This is a genomic window from Dietzia cercidiphylli, assembly GCF_039531545.1.
GTDB classification, from domain to species: domain Bacteria; phylum Actinomycetota; class Actinomycetes; order Mycobacteriales; family Mycobacteriaceae; genus Dietzia; species Dietzia natronolimnaea.
Genome location: NZ_BAAAQG010000007.1, coordinates 148176 through 163432 on the forward strand (window position 1 = coordinate 148176; position 15257 = coordinate 163432).

Below are 15257 nucleotides of genomic sequence, written 5' to 3' on the forward strand. Positions count from 1 at the left end.
AGGGCTGCCCCACGGGGGCGGGCCGAGCAGATCGTCGCCTCTCTGACCTGCTGTTCAGCTGCGGAGCTCGGGGCGCCACAACTGGTGCGCGTGGATCCCGGCCCCCTCGAGGAGGCGCCGCAACAGCGGCAGGCTGAGTCCGATGACGCTCGACGGGTCGCCGTCTATCCGGTCGATGAACCAGCCGCCGAGCGATTCGATGGTGAAGGCGCCGGCGCATTCGAGGGGCTCGCCGGTGCGCAGGTAGACGTCGAGGTCGGCGTCCGACGGGGCGCCGAAGTGAACCGTGGTGTCGGAGGTGTCGGACCCGCTCCGGGTGACGACGAGGGGGCCGTCCCCGGTGAGGTCGGCGACCATCAGGGCGTGGCCGGTGATCAGGACCCCGTGACGACCGCGCATCCTGCGCCACCGCGCCATCGCCCGCTCGTAGGTGTGCGGCTTGCCCTCGAGCCGGCCGTCGACCAGGAGCATCGAGTCGCAGCCCACCACGATGAGCGTGTCGGCACCCGCGGCACGGGCCTCGGCCGCGAGTGCCCCGCCCTCACGATCGAGGACGTCCTGCGCCTTGGCGCGGGCCAGTTCCTCCACCACGCGCACATGCGGGGTGCCCGCGGGGAGCGCGGCCTGGAGGGCGTCCTCGTCGACCTGCGGGTGTCGGATGAGCGGGTCCACGCCGGCCTGCTGGAGGATCCGCAGTCGGGACGGGGAGGCCGAGGCGAGGACGAACGTGATCATGGGCCCAGCGTAGCCAGGGCCTCAGGCCCGCGGCAGCAGCATGGTGACGGTGAGCGTGGTGGGCTCGAGCGCGCGCACCGAGTGCCGCAGCCTCGGTGTGAGGTGGAGTACCTCACCGGGCACCAGGACGACCGTGCGGTCGGGCAGGCCGAACTCCACCCGGCCCCGGAGCACCTGGACGAGGACCGGGTGGTGGGCCGCGTGGTCGCCGAGCTCATGACCCTCCCCGAATTCGAACGCCACGATCTTGGCGGACTCGTCCTCGTGCACGACGGAGGCCCGCGGCCGGTTCTCGAACGGCTCCTCGCGACCGATGATGTCGGTCAGGTGGGTGGCGGTGCCCTCGGTGGTCCCGGCGCGGCTGCCGTGGTCACGGTCGTCGCGCGTGGAGTCGACGGAGGTGGGGGCGGGGGTGGCGGGCTCGGGGGTGGTGGGCTCGTCGGACATTCGGCGCCTCCTGGCAGTTGGTGTACCCCAACCTACGGGCCGGGCGCCCGGTGTGGTTGCCGCGCAGCCGGTCCGCATCCGCCCGCGCGCCTGTACGGACAGACCGTAGCCGCCCCCGGCCCTGGACGCCCGCCTGCGCTTTGGTGCGCGCAGGCGGGCAGGGACGGGGGCGGCTGTGTGGTCGGGGGCGGCTGTGTGGTGCTGCCGTGTGTGGGCCGGGTCAGTACTGGCGGCGGTTGAGGAACGACGTGGGGTTGTACCCGAACGGCGGCCGCAGTCGGTCCTCGTAGGACCCCCAGTCGTCCTTGATGCCCGTGGGGAACTCGCCCTCGTGGACGGCGTTACCCTGCGCGGTCGCCAGTACGGCGGACAGGATGCCCACCTCGACCGCGGTGGGGTTGCCGCGCACGACCTGGAAGAACGGCGCCGCGGCCTTGTCGTCCGTGGCCGACTTCTCCGCGTCCTGCTGCTGCTCGGCGGCGGTCACAGCGGGATGTTCCCGTGCTTCTTGGCGGGCACCTCGACGACCTTGCGGTCGAGCAGTCGGAGCGCCTGGGCCACCTGCAGCCGCGTGTGCGACGGCGGGATGACGGCGTCGACGTAACCCCGCTCGGCGGCGACGTACGGGTTGACGAGGGTGTCCTCGTACTCGGCCTGGAGCTTCAGTCGGAGCGCGTCGACGTCGTCCCCGTTCGCGGCGGCCTGCTTGAGCTGGTCGCGGTAGACGAACCCGACGGCCCCGGACGCGCCCATGACGGCGATCTCGGCCGTCGGCCACGCCAGGTTGATGTCGGCGCCCATGTGCTTGGAACCCATGACGTCGTACGCGCCGCCGTAGGCCTTGCGGGTGATCACGGTGACCTTGCCGACCGTGGCCTCACCGTAGGCGTACAGCAGCTTCGCGCCGCGGCGGATGATCCCGTCGAACTCCTGGCCGGTCCCCGGCAGGAAGCCGGGGACGTCGACCAGGGTGAGGATGGGGATGTTGAAGGCGTCGCAGGTGCGGACGAAGCGTGCGGCCTTCTCGGAGGCCTTGATGTCCAGGCACCCGGCGAACTGGGTGGGCTGGTTGGCCACCACGCCGACGCTGCGGCCCTCGACCCGGCCGAACCCGACGATCACGTTCATGGCGTACTGCGCCTGGGTCTCGAGGAACTCGCCGTCGTCGACGATGTGCGAGATGACCTCGTGCATGTCGTACGGGCTGTTGGAGGAGTCCGGGATGATCGTGTCCAGCTCGTGGTCCTCGAGGGTGAGGTTGTCCTCGATCGCGCCCTCGGTCGGCGGGACCGGGAACCGGGGGGCCTCGGCCCGGTTGTTGCTGGGCAGGTAGGACAGCAGGTCCTTGACGTAGTCGAGGGCGTCCTGCTCGTCGTTCGCGGTGTAGTGGGAGACGCCCGACTTGGTCATGTGCGTGGTGGCACCGCCGAGCTCCTCCTGGGTGACCTCCTCGCCGGTGACCGTCTTGATGACGTCCGGGCCGGTGACGAACATCTGCGAGGTCTTGTCGACCATCACGGTGAAGTCGGTGAGGGCGGGGGAGTAGACGTGGCCACCGGCGGAGGGGCCCATGACCAGGGACACCTGCGGGATCACCCCGGATGCCTGGACGTTGCGGTGGAAGATCTCCCCGTACAGACCGAGTGAGACCACACCCTCCTGGATGCGGGCACCGGCTCCGTGGTTGATGCCGATCATCGGCCGGCCGGTCTTGAGGGCCAGGTCCATGACCTTGACGATCTTCTCGCCGTAGACCTCACCGAGGGAGCCGCCGAAGACGGTGGCGTCCTGCGAGAACACGCAGACGCTCCGGCCGTCGACGGTGCCGTACCCGGTGATCACACCGTCGCCCAGCGGCCGACGCTCGGCCAGGCCGAAGGTCGTGGCACGGTGGCGGGCGAGCGCGTCGATCTCGACGAACGAGCCCGGATCGAGCAGGTTCTCGATCCGCTCGCGGGCCGTCATCAGGCCCTTGTCGTGCGTCCTGTCGACCGCGGCCTGTCCCATCGGTGCACGGGCTTCGTCGAGCCGCCGACGCAGCTCGGACAGCTTCCCGGCGGTCGTGTGGATGTCGGGCGTCGCAGCGTCGGTCTGGACGTCGTCACTCACGTCCGGTTCTGAGGCAGTCGTCATGTTGTAAGACTCTAACGACTCGGGTGGCTCCGTGGCGACGTGACCCGGCCTACTCCCCCGACACCGACCCCGCCGTCGGGCGGGGTTCGGACCTACTCTGGACGTCGTGCACGCAGACCCCGGACCCGAATCGCCGCGCCCGCTCGACGCCGATGCCCTCCGCCGGGAGCTGGTCGAGGGGCCGGGTGCGCCGTACACCTCGCTCGAGGTGCTCGAGGAGGTCGGGTCGACCAACGCCGAGGCGATGAGGCGAGCGGGACTGGGTGCCGCGGACCGCGGTGTGCTCCTGGCCGAGTACCAGGCCTCGGGACGCGGGCGGCTCGGACGCACGTGGACGGCGCCTCCGCGGACCCAGGTGGTGGTGAGCGTCCTGCTGCGGCCCGGCGCGGTCTCACCCACCCTGTTCGGGTGGCTGCCCCTGGTCACTGGTCTCGCGATCCGGGACGGGCTCGTGGCGGCGGGCGGGGTGGACGCCACGCTCAAGTGGCCCAACGACGTGCTCGTCGACGGGGGCAAGATCGCGGGGATCCTCTCGGAGATGACGACGGTCCCCGCGGAGGGGGACTTCGAGTTGCGCCTTCCCGCGCTGGTGGTGGGTGTGGGGATCAACGTGACACTGACGCGGGAGCAACTGCCCGTCCCGCACGCGACCTCCCTCGCCCTCTCCGGTGGGACGACCGACCGTGACGTCGTCGCACGGGCGGTCCTCGAGGCCCTGGCGCACCGGCACGAGCAGTGGCGTCGATGCGAACGCGGGAGCGGATCGACCATCTCGGACGAGCTCATGGCCGAGTACTCGGCGGCCTGCTCGACCGTCGGGGCCGAGGTCCGCGTCGAACTGCCGGGCGACGTCGTACGGACAGGGCGAGCCGCACGCGTGGACAGGGAGGGCCGCCTCGTCGTCGTCACCCCGGACGGGGAGCTGTCCGTGGCCGCCGGGGACGTGACCCACGTGCGTCCGGCCGCCGGCCGGTGGGGCGGCTGACCCGTGGGGTTCGTCCGTTCGGTCGTCTCTCCGGGGGAGACGCTGATCGTCCACAGCCACCCGCACTGGCGCGCGCTCGTGCGCCCCGCACTGGTGACGGTGATCGGCGCCGGTCTCGCCGGGATCGCCGGGGGGTTCATCGAGACGCAGGTCGTGCACTCGGGGGACCGGGCCGCGACCTGGGCGATGGTGGCGGGGATCTACCTCCTCGTTGTCCTGCGCTTCGGCCTGTGGCCCGCGCTGCGGTGGGCGCGCACCGACCTCGTGGTGACCGACGAGCGCGTGCTCTACCGGCCGGCCGGCTCGACGCGACGGTGTGTGGACGTGCCGTTGCGCCGGATCAGTGCCGTGCGGTTCCGGCACACCCTCACCGACCGGGCCCTGGGCACCGGGTGTCTCATCCTCGAGTGCGGACACCTGCCCCCGGTCGAGATCGACCATGTCCCCGCCGTGGCGCGGGTCCACGCCACGGTCTACGACGAACTGCTCCGTCTGCCCGCGGTGCCCCCGCCCGGCCCCCTCGCCCCGCCACCCCGCTTCCGCTGGGGGCTGCCGGGGCGTCGGTGACCTCCCCACCACCCGTGAGAACATGGACCACGTGAACGACGACTCGCGCATCCGCCGCAATCCTCTCGGTTCGCCCGTCGTGGCGATGATCGGAGGCGGGCAGCTCGCCCGCATGACGCACCAGTCGGCGGTGGCGCTCGGCCAGACCCTGCGCGTTCTCGCCGCCGACCCGCAGGACCCGGCCGCGCAGGTCACCCCCGACGTCGTGATCGGCGCCCACGACGACCCGGACGCGGTCCGGGGTGTCGCGGCCGGCGCCGACGTGATGACCTTCGACCACGAGCACGTGCCACCGGAGATCCTCGTCGAGCTCGAGTCCGCCGGCGTCGCGGTGCGGCCCCGGGCCTCGGCGCTCATCCACGCCCAGGACAAGCTGGTCATGCGCCGCGCGCTCGAGGAGATCGGGGCGCCGATCCCGCCGTTCACGGCGGTCGACTCCGTCGAGGACGTCCGGCGCTTCCACGGCGAGCAGGAGGGGCACATCGTCCTCAAGGCCGCGCGCGGCGGCTACGACGGCCGCGGCGTGTGGATGCCGGGCTCGCTGGAGGAGGCCGAGCGCATCGCGACCGAGCAACTCGACGCCGGTGTGCCGATGATGGCCGAGGCACGCGTGCCGTGGACCCGGGAACTGTCCGCCCTGGTCGCCCGCTCGCCCTTCGGACAGGGAGCGGTGTGGCCCGTCGTGGAGACGGTCCAGCGCGACGGGATCTGCGCGGTGGTGGTGGCACCGGCCACCGGGCTGCCCGACGATCTCCGCTCCGCGGTCCAGGCCACCGCCCTGCGCCTGGCCGAACACCTCGACGTCACCGGGGTGATGGCGGTCGAACTCTTCGAGGTCACCGGCTCCGACGGCCGCCCGGGTGTGCTGGTGAACGAACTGGCGATGCGACCGCACAACTCCGGACACTGGACCATGGACGGAGCCACCACCAGCCAGTTCGAGCAGCATCTGCGGGCCGTTCTCGACTATCCGCTGGGTTCCACCGTCCCGACGGCCCCCGTGACCGTGATGGCCAACGTGCTCGGCGCGGCCCGGGCCCCGGAGATGAGCATGGACGAGCGGGTGCACCACCTCGGGGCCCGGTTCCCGCACGCCAAGGTCCACCTCTACGGGAAGTCCGAGCGGCCGGGACGCAAGATCGGTCACGTCAACGTCCTCGCCGACCCCGGGGTCGACCCGGATGACGCCGACCAGGTGGCCACGGTCCGCGCGGTGGCCGAGCACGCCGCCCACTGGCTCTCCCACGGGGAATGGGCCGACGGCTGGGACCCCCACACGGGGGCGCCGGTCGGGGACTTCGACCGCTGACGTCACCCCCTTCGACGAAAGGCACCACCATGACCGCACCACAGGGCGGGCCGCAGGTCGGTCTGATCATGGGCAGCGACTCCGACTGGCCGACGATGGAGGGCGCCGCCGAGGCGCTCGCCGAGTTCGGGATCCCCTTCGAGGTGGGCGTGGTCTCGGCGCACCGGACCCCGCAGAAGATGCTGGACTACGCCCGCTCGGCCGCCGGCCGGGGGATCCGTGTGGTGATCGCTGGTGCCGGCGGGGCCGCGCACCTGCCCGGGATGGTCGCCTCCGCCACCCCGCTGCCGGTCATCGGCGTACCGGTGCCCCTCAAGCACCTCGACGGCATGGACTCGCTGCTCTCGATCGTGCAGATGCCGGCAGGGGTGCCCGTGGCCACCGTGTCGATCGGCGGGGCCCGCAACGCCGGGCTCCTGGCGGTCCGGATCCTCGCCGCCTCCGACCCCGCGCTCCGGTCCCGGATGGAGGGTTTCCAGGCCAAGCTGGAGGCGATGGTGGAGCGTAAGGACGCCGCCCTGCGCCAGAGCCTGCTGGGCTGATCCACCCCGTCCTCCGCGGCCCCGTCCTCCGCTGCCATGCCCGCCCCGCCCGGGAGGCCCGCCGCCCGGGCGGGGCGGGCGGTGCCCGACTGGTAAATTGGGTGGCCGGGCGCGGCACGTCAGACCCCGCGGCGATATCGACGGATAAGGTGCGTCGTCGACATCGCCGGGAGGTGCCCCGGACGGTGTCCGCCGCGCGATCTGCACCGACGATTCCCTCTTGGAGGACCGCACATGTCCGGTAACCCCGACTTCGACCTGTACCAGCCCGCGGAGGAGCACGAGGAGCTCCGCGCGGCGATCCGTGCCCTCTCCGAGAAGGAGATCGAGCCGCACGCCGCGGACGTCGACGAGAACGAGCGGTTCCCGCAGGAGGCACTCGATGCGCTCAACGCCTCGGGTTTCAACGCGGTCCACGTGCCGGAGGAGTACGGCGGGCAGGGCGCGGACTCGGTCGCGGCGTGCATCGTGATCGAGGAGGTCGCGCGCGTCTGCGGTTCGTCCTCCCTGATCCCGGCCGTGAACAAGCTCGGCACGATGGGCCTGATCCTGGCCGGTGGTGAGGACCTCAAGCAGATGGTCCTGCCCGGGATCGCCGAGGGCGCGATGGCCTCGTACGCCCTGTCGGAGCGCGAGGCAGGGTCCGACGCCGCGGCCATGCGCACGCGGGCCCGTCAGGACGGCGACGACTGGATCCTCAACGGCGGCAAGGCGTGGATCACCAACGGCGGAAAGTCCACCTGGTACACCGTCATGGCCGTCACGGACCCCGAGAAGGGCGCCGGCGGCATCTCCGCGTTCATGGTGCACGCCGACGACGAGGGTTTCGGCGTCTCCAAGACGGAGAAGAAGCTCGGAATCAAGGGTTCGCCCACCGCGGAGCTCTACTTCGAGAACGTCCGCATCCCGGGCGACCGGATCATCGGTGAGCCGGGCACCGGCTTCAAGACCGCGCTGCAGACGCTGGACCACACCCGCCCGACCATCGGCGCCCAGGCCGTGGGCCTGGCCCAGGGTGCGCTCGACGCGGCGATCGCCTACACCAAGGAGCGCAAGCAGTTCGGCAAGGCGATCTCGGACTTCCAGAACACCCAGTTCATGCTCGCCGACATGGCGATGAAGGTGCAGGCCTCCCGCCTCATGGTGTACACCGCCGCCGCCAACGCCGAGCGCGGCAGCGCGCCGGGTGGGCAGAAGCTGGGCTTCATGGCCGCTGCGTCCAAGACGTTCGCCTCGGACGTCGCGATGGAGGTCACGACCAACGCCGTGCAGCTCTTCGGCGGCGCGGGCTACACCCGCGACTTCCCGGTCGAGCGCATGATGCGCGACGCCAAGATCACCCAGATCTACGAGGGCACCAACCAGATCAACCGCATGGTCATGGCGCGTCAGCTCCTGGGCTGATCCTCCGGGCGCCGGCCCGCCGACCGGCACACGAGAGCCGCCACTTCCGACCGGGGGTGGCGGCTCTCGACGTGGATGCACGGCCGCGGGGTGGCGCGGTGCCGCGGCGCCGGGCCGTCAGAGGGTGAGGGTGGTCCGCTCCGTGGTGGCCACGTCGGCGACCCCCGGCGCATCCGGGTCCGCCCCGGTGACCAGGACGGCGGAGCCCCCGGAGGCGAGGATCCGGGCGAGGACGGTCACGACGTCGTCCCGCTCGCGGCCGGCGACGAGCGCGCGGCCCGACACCGTCGGGTCCGCCAGGTGCTCGATCGACTGCCCGTCCAGGGCGTGCGGACCCTGCCCGGACGGCACGAACGCGTCCGGGTGGATCCGGCACGACTCGGCCAGGTCGATGACGCCCGGGGGGACGTCCACGCCGACCGCTGCCAGTGGGCGACCCATCGGGTCGGTGGTCATGAGGAGCGTCTCGACATCGGCCGGGTGGCGTTCCAGGCGGTCGGCGGTGGTGATCACCGCCACGGCGTCGTCGGCCGGCCCGGTCCGCACCTCGGCCCCTGCCCACCAGACACCCAGCAGCACCCCGGCGGTGAGCCAGTGGGCCGGCAGGTCGCACACCACGACGTCACCCGGGGCCACGCTCACCTCGTCCCGCAGCAGCCCGGCGATCTTGGCGGCCCAGTTGGCGGTGGAGGTCACGGACAGCTCGATCCGGGACGGTGCGCCGAGGTCGTAGTGCGTGACCAGCGGCGCGCCCGGGTCCGCTGCGAGGAGCGGCTGGAGCACGGTGTCTGCGGCGGTGTTCACGGGTCGTCCTCCGGACGGTCGGTCGGGTGCGGCTCGGTCAGTTCACACAGGGGACGTCCGAACCACCGGCGTCGAAGGTCGGACGCTGCGCGATCGACGGTGGCAACGGGGCGTAGGTGGTGGTCTCGGGGGAGTAGGACTCGGTCGCGGAGGCGTCCCCCGTGGGACCGCTGTAGTCCTCCGCCAGGACCACGCGGACCGCCCCGGGGGGCACCGCGGGATCCACCTGGACGGGCAACCCGCCCAGCGCGTCGGAGACCGCGAACGCCGAGGGGTCGTCGGCCGAACCGGCGGCGACGTGGGAGGTGTACGCCGCTGCCGGATCGGTGAGCAGGTCCCCGACGGCATACCCGAGTTCGGACAGGGAACCGGAGACCCGGGCCGCCAGACCGTCGATCGCGGTGGTGTTGACCACCGAGACGGTCACGGCGGCGGGGTCCACCCCCGGGGTGCCGGTCTGCTCCTGTTCCTCCTCCACGTCGTCGGTACTGGCGAATCCGCCGACGAACTCCGCGACCTGGTCGGGGTCGACGGTGACGATGGACTCGCCCCATTCGGTGAAGGAGTCGATGCTCGTGACCGGGATGGTCTCGAACCGCACGTTCCCGCCGCTGATGTCCTGGAGCTTCATCGCGAAGTCCACGAAGTCCCAGTTCTCGTCGATGACGAACGACCGTCGGGCCGCGTCGACGAGCGCTCCGAGCTTCGTCGGGTCCGCGAGGGTGCCGGCGGACAGGGTCTTCTTGACCAGCTGGGACATGAACGCCTGCTGGCGGACGATCCGGTCGAGGTCGCCCGCGGGCAGGTCGTGCCGCTGACGCACGAAGCTCAGGGCGTCGGAGCCGGACACGGTCTGGACCCCGGCCCGGAAGTTCGCGCCGGACAGCGGTTCGTCGACGTCCTCGTTCAGGCACACCGGCACGCCACCGACGGCGTCGGTGAGCAGGACGAATCCCAGCAACCCGATCTCGGCGTAGTGGTCGGCCTGCACGCCGGTGAGATCGCGGACGGTGTTGATCAACCCGTTACGACCGGCCTGGACGGCGTCGCGTTGGTCCTGCTCGGTGAGCGCACCGTCGGGGTCGTTCGCCACGGCCTCGTCGAGGTACGTCTGCTTGTATCCGGCGTAGACACCGTTGATCTTGCTGCCCCCGATGTCCCGGGTCTCCACGTAGACGTCCCGGGGGATCGAGATCGCGGTGGCCGAGCTCCCGTCCTCCGGGATCCGGATGAGCAGGATCGTGTCCGTGTTCTCGCCCTCGTCCTCGCCGGTCCGGACGGTGGCGAGTTCCTCCTGGCTGAGCGCGTTGCCCTGGGCGTCGGTGCGGTTGTCCGTCCCCACCAGGAGGATGTCGACGGCGCCGTCGAGCCCGCCGTCCCCCACGTCGAGACCTCCGGCGGAGGACAGGTCGGAGCTCAGACCGTTGAACAGCGACCAGCCCACGCCGGTCACCAGGAGGCAGAACACGGATGCCAGAGCGGCGAGGGTGCGGGCGATCCGCGAGCCCAGCGGGCGGGAGGGGGTCGCGTGGCGCCGACCGCGCCCGGGGGCGGGTGCGCGCCGGGGCGTCGCTGGTAGCTCGGCGCTCATCCACCGTCCTTGTCGTCGAATCGGGGCGGTCGGTCCGCTCTCGTGAGAGGGGTGACCGGCCCGCGGGGCGGTGCCGTCGGTGCGGCACGGGGGCCGCGCGAGGCCGCCGATGATGACCCCACGGTACCGCGCCGCGCGCCGGGCGTCGGAATCGGCGTGCGGCGTCGTAGGGTGTTGCGCGTGACGACCCGACTGCCCGTCGTGACGGTGACCTATTCTCCCGGCGACCACCTCCGCCACTTCGTCGAGACCCTGCCCGGGTCCACGACGCGGCCGGTGGGGTTGGTGATGGCGGACAACGGCTCCACCGACGGCGCGCCCGAGGCGGCGGCGGCCGCGCACGACTTCGCCGAGTTCTTCCCGACGGGCGGGAACCTGGGGTACGGGACCGCCATCAACCGTGCCGTCACCGAGATCGCCCGGCGCCTAGGGGAGTTCGACCAGGAGTTCGTGCTGGTCGTCAACCCGGACGTGTGGTTCGAGCCGGGTTCCGTGGACGCGCTGCTCGCCGCCGCCCACCGGTGGCCCCGGGCGGCGGCGTTCGGCCCGAGGATCGCGGAGACCGACGGTTCGGTGTACCCCTCGGCCCGCGCCGTACCGCGGCTCGGCGCTGGTATCGGTCACGCCCTGCTGGGTCCGATGTGGCCGGGTAACCCGTGGACCGCCCGGTACCTCGACGACTCCGACATGGATTCCGAGCGGACCGCGGGGTGGTTGTCCGGGTCGTGTCTGCTGCTGCGGCGCGAGGCGTTCGACGCGCTCGGCGGGTTCGACGAGCGGTACTTCATGTACCTGGAGGACGTGGACCTGGGGGACCGGCTCGGCCGAGCAGGGTGGCAGAGCGTCTACGTGCCGTCGTCGGTGATCCACCACGACCAGGGGCACGCGGCCAGGACCGTGCCGGAGTTCACGCTCCGGGCACACCACGACAGCGCGTACCTGTTCCAGGCGGACAGGCATCCGGCCGCGTGGCAGGCACCGATACGCTGGGCGCTCAAGGCGGGTCTGGAACTACGGTGCCGCCTCGCGATCCGGTCCGCCCGGCGCGATCTTCGCTGACGCGCCGGACGAGACCATCCACCGGCCCGTGTGGGCCGCGCGAGCGCGCGGCCGGGGCCCCACGACATCGGGAGTAGGACTGTGACCTCGACGACCCCCTCCAGCGCCGAGCCGCGCGATCTGATCGCCGACACCGAGGCGGTGGTCCTGGTGGGCGGCAAGGGGACCCGCCTGCGGCCGCTGACCATCTCGGCGCCCAAGCCCATGTTGCCCACGGCCGGTCTGCCCTTCCTCACCCATCTGCTCTCGCGGATCCGGGCGGCGGGCATCCGGCGCGTGGTGCTGGGCACGTCGTTCAAGGCGGAGGTGTTCGAGGAGCATTTCGGGGACGGGTCCGACCTCGATCTGGAGCTGACGTACGTGGTGGAGACCGAGCCACTGGGCACGGGCGGCGGCATCCGCAACGTCCTGGACGAGCTCACCGCCTCGACGATCATGGTGTTCAACGGCGACGTGCTGGGCGGGACCGATCTCACCCGGATCCTCGATCTCCACCACGCCAAGAGCGCGGATCTGACCATGCACCTGGTCCGGGTCTCCGATCCCCGTGCGTTCGGCTGTGTGCCGACCGACGACGACGGTCGGGTCCTGGAGTTCCTGGAGAAGACGCAGGACCCGCCGACCGATCAGATCAACGCCGGCTGCTACGTCTTCCGGCGCGACCTGATCGCACAGATCCCCGAGGGCGTCCCCGTCTCGGTGGAGCGCGAGACCTTCCCGCAGCTGCTCGCCGAGGGCAAGCGGGTCTTCGGATTCGTCGACTCCGCCTACTGGCGCGACATGGGCACGCCGGAGGACTTCGTGCGCGGATCGGCGGACCTGGTGCGCGGGATCGCCCCGTCGCCGGCGCTGCACGGCCACGCGGGGGAGTCCCTGGTGCACGAGGGCGCCGGTATCGGGGCGGGCGCCGTCCTGGTGGGCGGGACCGTCGTCGGTCGGGGCGCGGAGATCGGGGCCGGTGCCCGACTGGACGGCGCCGTGGTCTTCGACGGCGCCCGTATCGAGGCCGGGGCGACGGTCGAACGGTCGATCATCGGCTTCGGCGCCCGCATCGGGCACCGGGCGCTGATCCGCGACGGGGTGATCGGCGACGGCGCGGACATAGGTGCGCGCTGCGAGTTGTTGCGCGGGGCCCGGGTCTGGCCCGGGGTCGTGATCCCCGACGGCGGGATCCGTTACTCCACGGACATGTAGCTCCGCTACTCCACGGTCAGGTAGCCGTCCCCGGCCGGGCGCGGGACCCGGGGCGGGACCTTCTCGGCCGGGACGCCGACGGCCACCGCCCCCAGGGGCCGCCAGGACGCCGGCAGGGCGAGCTCCCGGCGCGTGGTGTCGGCGGCGAAGATGGTCGACCCCACCCAGCAGGACCCCAGTCCGCGCGCGGCCAGGGCCACCAGCAGCGACTGCACGGCGGCGCCGCCGGCCACGGTGAACATGGTCTCCTCGCAGGTGTTGCGGCGCGGGTCCGGGTAGTCGTGGGCGCCGGCCGAGTCGTCGACGAACGGCAGGATCAGCTCCGGGCAGGTGCGCAGCAGATCGCCGCGGGCCAGGCGTCGGGCCAGGACGTCGCCGGAATGCCCGTCCGCCCGCAGGTCCGCCTCCCAGTCCGCGCGCAGCGCGTCGAGCAGCCGGTGCCGCGCGTCCCCGGACACCCGGACGAACCGGATCGGGGTGCTGTGGTGCGGAGCCGGCGCGGTGAGCGCGTCGGCCACCGCGTCGGCGAGCACCTCCGCGGGGACCGGCTCGTCGGAGAACCGGCGGACCGAGCGGCGGCCGGGCACGGCGTCGCGTCGTCCCTGAGCCAGCGCCTCGGCGGTGCCCAGCCGGAACAGGTCCGAAGCGCTGTCCCGGACCAGGTCGCGGGCCCGCCGGGGGCCGATGTCCTCGTCGTCGTCCGGGAGTAGCAGGTGTCCCACCCCCCGCACCACCGCGACGGGTCGGGCGCCCAGCTTCCCCTTGACCAGGTCGGCCGCCGCGGCGATCTCGTCGGCCACGGCGACGTCGGTGACGAACAGCTCGTTGCCCTGGCGGTCCACGGCACCGTCGTACCCGACGGAGACCCGCAGACCCGCGGCGCCGATCGCCACGTCGGTCTGTCCGGTGCGCCAGGCCCGCCCCATGGTGTCGGTCACCACCACGCCCACGCGCGCCCCGGTCAGCCGGTGGAGGTCACGGGCGAGGGCGGCGGCGGAGGCGTCGGGGTCCTCGGGGAGCAGGGCGAGCTCGCGGGCGTCCACGTTGGAGCCGTCGACCCCGGCGGCGGCCTGGACGATGCCCAGCCGGTTCTCGGTGATCAACGTCCGGTTCACCCGGGCCACCACCCGCACGGACTCCTCGTCGACGAGGCGTCGGCGCAGGGCGTCCCGCTCGTCGGGGTCCGTGGGGGCGGGCACGATCCGTCCCTCGGTCTTGGACAGCACCTTGGAGGTGAGCACCACGACGTCGCCGTCGACCAGGCCGTGCGGGTCGGCGGTGAGCGCGGTGGCCAGGATTCCCGCGAGGTCGTCGCCCGGCCGGAACTCGGGCAGGCCGTCCGGAGCCCACAGCCCGAGGTCGGCGGGGGCGGCGTGTTCCCCCGACCAGTGCCGGATCTCGGGGACCGCGTCGTCGGTCATCGCCCGGACCGCACGGGGACCTCGAGCCCGGCCAGGTCGATCGCGGCGGCCACCATCCGCGCCGTGGCGTCGGGATCGGTCATGAGCAGCGGCGCCTCGCGGACGGCGATCCCGTCCACCTCGCCGGTGGCGTCGGTGGGGCCGTCGCCGGGAGCGACCAGCCATCCGTCGAGCAGACCGGTGCCGGATCGGGCCCCGAAGTGGCGGGCCACGGCCAGGGCGGAGGTCTCCACCCCGATCGCGGTGAGGCACGCGTCGGCCATCCCGCGCAGCACGGCGCCACCGATCACGGGGCTCACCCCCACGACCGGCGCGGAGGTGGAACGCAGCGCGGCGCGGATCCCGGGGACGGCGAGGATCGCGCCGACGGAGACCACGGGGTTGGACGGGGCGACGACGACGAGGTCGGCCGCCTCGATGGCCTCGAGCGTCTCCGGGGTGGGCCGGGCCGCGTCGGCGCCGATCTGTACGAATCCGGAGGCGGGCAACGCGGCCCGGTGCCGGACCCACCATTCCTGGAAGTGGATCGCCCGCTCACCGTCCCCCTGAGCACCATCGGGGCCGCCGGGGACCACGACGTGCGTCTCGCAGCGGTCGTCGGTCACCGGCAACAGCCGGACGCCGGGGGACCAGCGGGTGGACAGGGCCTCGGTGACGTCGGTCAACCGGTAACCGGCGCCCAACATCTGGGTGCGGACCAGGTGGGTGGCCAGGTCCTTGTCCCCGAGTCCGAACCAGTCGGGCTGCACGCCGTAGGCGGCGAGTTCGTCGCGGCAGTTCCACGTCTCGTCCGCGTGGCCCCATCCGCGGTCGGGGTCGATGCCCCCGCCGAGGGTGTACATGCAGGTGTCGAGGTCCGGACAGATCCGGACGCCGTGCATCCACGCGTCGTCCCCGACGTTGACCACCGCGTCGAGGCCGTGGACGGGCTCGCCTCCGGGGGGCGGGGTGCCCGCGGCCCCGGACGCGGGGTCCAGCCCGAGAAGGCGGCGCGCGCCGAGCAGGAAACGGGCGCCACCGACGCCACCGGCCACTACACAGATCCTCACGTCGACCAAGAGTAGTG

Annotated in this window: 15 protein-coding genes; 7 read left to right on the top strand and 8 right to left on the bottom strand. The window is 72.4% G+C overall.

All coding sequences use genetic code 11. The features are described from left to right. Positions 1-54 precede the first annotated feature (54 nt). The 4 genes from ABD250_RS06990 to ABD250_RS07005 all read right to left on the bottom strand — a co-directional run bounded on the left by ABD250_RS06990 (position 55) and on the right by ABD250_RS07005 (position 3315). Positions 55-735: a Maf family protein gene (locus tag ABD250_RS06990; RefSeq protein ID WP_182640501.1), complete on the bottom strand. Its 681-nt coding sequence runs from the start codon at positions 733-735 to the stop codon at positions 55-57. 21 nt (positions 736-756) lie between these two features. Further along, positions 757-1182 carry a cupin domain-containing protein gene (locus ABD250_RS06995; RefSeq protein ID WP_344391465.1) on the bottom strand — a complete coding sequence of 142 codons (426 nt, stop codon included), beginning with the start codon at positions 1180-1182 and terminating at the stop codon, positions 757-759. A 220-nt stretch (positions 1183-1402) separates the two neighbouring features. Further along, entirely contained in the window at positions 1403-1669 is a 267-nt protein-coding gene (locus ABD250_RS07000) for an acyl-CoA carboxylase subunit epsilon (RefSeq protein ID WP_017836652.1), read from the bottom strand. Next, entirely contained in the window at positions 1666-3315 is a 1650-nt protein-coding gene (locus tag ABD250_RS07005) for an acyl-CoA carboxylase subunit beta (RefSeq protein ID WP_182657835.1), read from the bottom strand. Before ABD250_RS07005 ends, ABD250_RS07000 begins: the two co-directional genes overlap by 4 nt. A 106-nt stretch (positions 3316-3421) precedes the next feature. Between ABD250_RS07005 and ABD250_RS07010 the strand changes: the two genes are divergently transcribed. The 5 genes from ABD250_RS07010 to ABD250_RS07030 all read left to right on the top strand — a co-directional run bounded on the left by ABD250_RS07010 (position 3422) and on the right by ABD250_RS07030 (position 8122). Then, complete coding sequence (locus ABD250_RS07010) at positions 3422-4300, top strand: biotin--[acetyl-CoA-carboxylase] ligase (protein ID WP_182657834.1); 879 nt, start codon at positions 3422-3424, stop codon at positions 4298-4300. Positions 4301-4303: 3 nt separating this feature from the next. Further along, the gene (locus tag ABD250_RS07015) at positions 4304-4867 is read left to right on the top strand and encodes a PH domain-containing protein (RefSeq protein WP_182609608.1); all 564 of its coding nucleotides are present in this window, start codon (positions 4304-4306) and stop codon (positions 4865-4867) included. Positions 4868-4889: 22 nt separating this feature from the next. After that, positions 4890-6176 carry a 5-(carboxyamino)imidazole ribonucleotide synthase gene (locus tag ABD250_RS07020; protein WP_182653442.1) on the top strand — a complete coding sequence of 429 codons (1287 nt, stop codon included), beginning with the start codon at positions 4890-4892 and terminating at the stop codon, positions 6174-6176. 29 nt (positions 6177-6205) lie between these two features. Beyond that, entirely contained in the window at positions 6206-6718 is a 513-nt protein-coding gene (gene purE, locus ABD250_RS07025; RefSeq protein WP_182657833.1) for a 5-(carboxyamino)imidazole ribonucleotide mutase, read from the top strand. 234 nt (positions 6719-6952) lie between these two features. Continuing rightward, positions 6953-8122 carry an acyl-CoA dehydrogenase family protein gene (locus ABD250_RS07030; RefSeq protein ID WP_182657832.1) on the top strand — a complete coding sequence of 390 codons (1170 nt, stop codon included), beginning with the start codon at positions 6953-6955 and terminating at the stop codon, positions 8120-8122. 117 nt (positions 8123-8239) lie between these two features. On the opposite strand, the gene ABD250_RS07035 is transcribed toward ABD250_RS07030, so the two are convergent. Both ABD250_RS07035 and ABD250_RS07040 read right to left on the bottom strand, forming a co-directional pair. Beyond that, complete coding sequence (locus ABD250_RS07035) at positions 8240-8926, bottom strand: TIGR03089 family protein (protein ID WP_344391471.1); 687 nt, start codon at positions 8924-8926, stop codon at positions 8240-8242. A gap of 37 nt (positions 8927-8963) precedes the next feature. Continuing rightward, positions 8964-10517 carry an LCP family protein gene (locus tag ABD250_RS07040; protein ID WP_259846301.1) on the bottom strand — a complete coding sequence of 518 codons (1554 nt, stop codon included), beginning with the start codon at positions 10515-10517 and terminating at the stop codon, positions 8964-8966. Positions 10518-10697: 180 nt separating this feature from the next. Here ABD250_RS07040 and ABD250_RS07045 point away from each other — a divergent pair, with 180 nt between their 5' ends. Both ABD250_RS07045 and manB read left to right on the top strand, forming a co-directional pair. Continuing rightward, on the top strand, positions 10698-11576 hold the full coding sequence (locus tag ABD250_RS07045; protein WP_182659271.1) for a glycosyltransferase: 879 nt from the start codon (positions 10698-10700) through the stop codon (positions 11574-11576). A gap of 81 nt (positions 11577-11657) precedes the next feature. Continuing rightward, positions 11658-12770, top strand: coding sequence for a mannose-1-phosphate guanylyltransferase (gene manB / locus ABD250_RS07050; protein ID WP_344391475.1), 1113 nt, complete (start codon positions 11658-11660; stop codon positions 12768-12770). Positions 12771-12775: 5 nt separating this feature from the next. Here manB and ABD250_RS07055 read toward each other — a convergent pair whose 3' ends face one another. Together ABD250_RS07055 and cofD are read right to left on the bottom strand one after the other, a co-directional pair. Further along, positions 12776-14191 carry a coenzyme F420-0:L-glutamate ligase gene (locus ABD250_RS07055; protein WP_344391477.1) on the bottom strand — a complete coding sequence of 472 codons (1416 nt, stop codon included), beginning with the start codon at positions 14189-14191 and terminating at the stop codon, positions 12776-12778. Beyond that, positions 14188-15240: a 2-phospho-L-lactate transferase gene (gene cofD / locus ABD250_RS07060; RefSeq protein ID WP_344391480.1), complete on the bottom strand. Its 1053-nt coding sequence runs from the start codon at positions 15238-15240 to the stop codon at positions 14188-14190. Before cofD ends, ABD250_RS07055 begins: the two co-directional genes overlap by 4 nt. Positions 15241-15257: the final 17 nt, after the last annotated feature.

Coding starts and splice junctions, on each gene's coding strand:
- ABD250_RS06990 (WP_182640501.1), bottom strand. CDS start 735: ATGATCACGTTCGTCCTCGCCTCGGCCTCCCCGTCCCGACTGCGGATC.
- ABD250_RS06995 (WP_344391465.1), bottom strand. CDS start 1,182: ATGTCCGACGAGCCCACCACCCCCGAGCCCGCCACCCCCGCCCCCACC.
- ABD250_RS07005 (WP_182657835.1), bottom strand. CDS start 3,315: ATGACGACTGCCTCAGAACCGGACGTGAGTGACGACGTCCAGACCGAC.
- ABD250_RS07020 (WP_182653442.1), top strand. CDS start 4,890: ATGGACCACGTGAACGACGACTCGCGCATCCGCCGCAATCCTCTCGGT.
- purE (WP_182657833.1), top strand. CDS start 6,206: ATGACCGCACCACAGGGCGGGCCGCAGGTCGGTCTGATCATGGGCAGC.
- ABD250_RS07030 (WP_182657832.1), top strand. CDS start 6,953: ATGTCCGGTAACCCCGACTTCGACCTGTACCAGCCCGCGGAGGAGCAC.
- ABD250_RS07040 (WP_259846301.1), bottom strand. CDS start 10,517: ATGAGCGCCGAGCTACCAGCGACGCCCCGGCGCGCACCCGCCCCCGGG.
- ABD250_RS07055 (WP_344391477.1), bottom strand. CDS start 14,191: ATGACCGACGACGCGGTCCCCGAGATCCGGCACTGGTCGGGGGAACAC.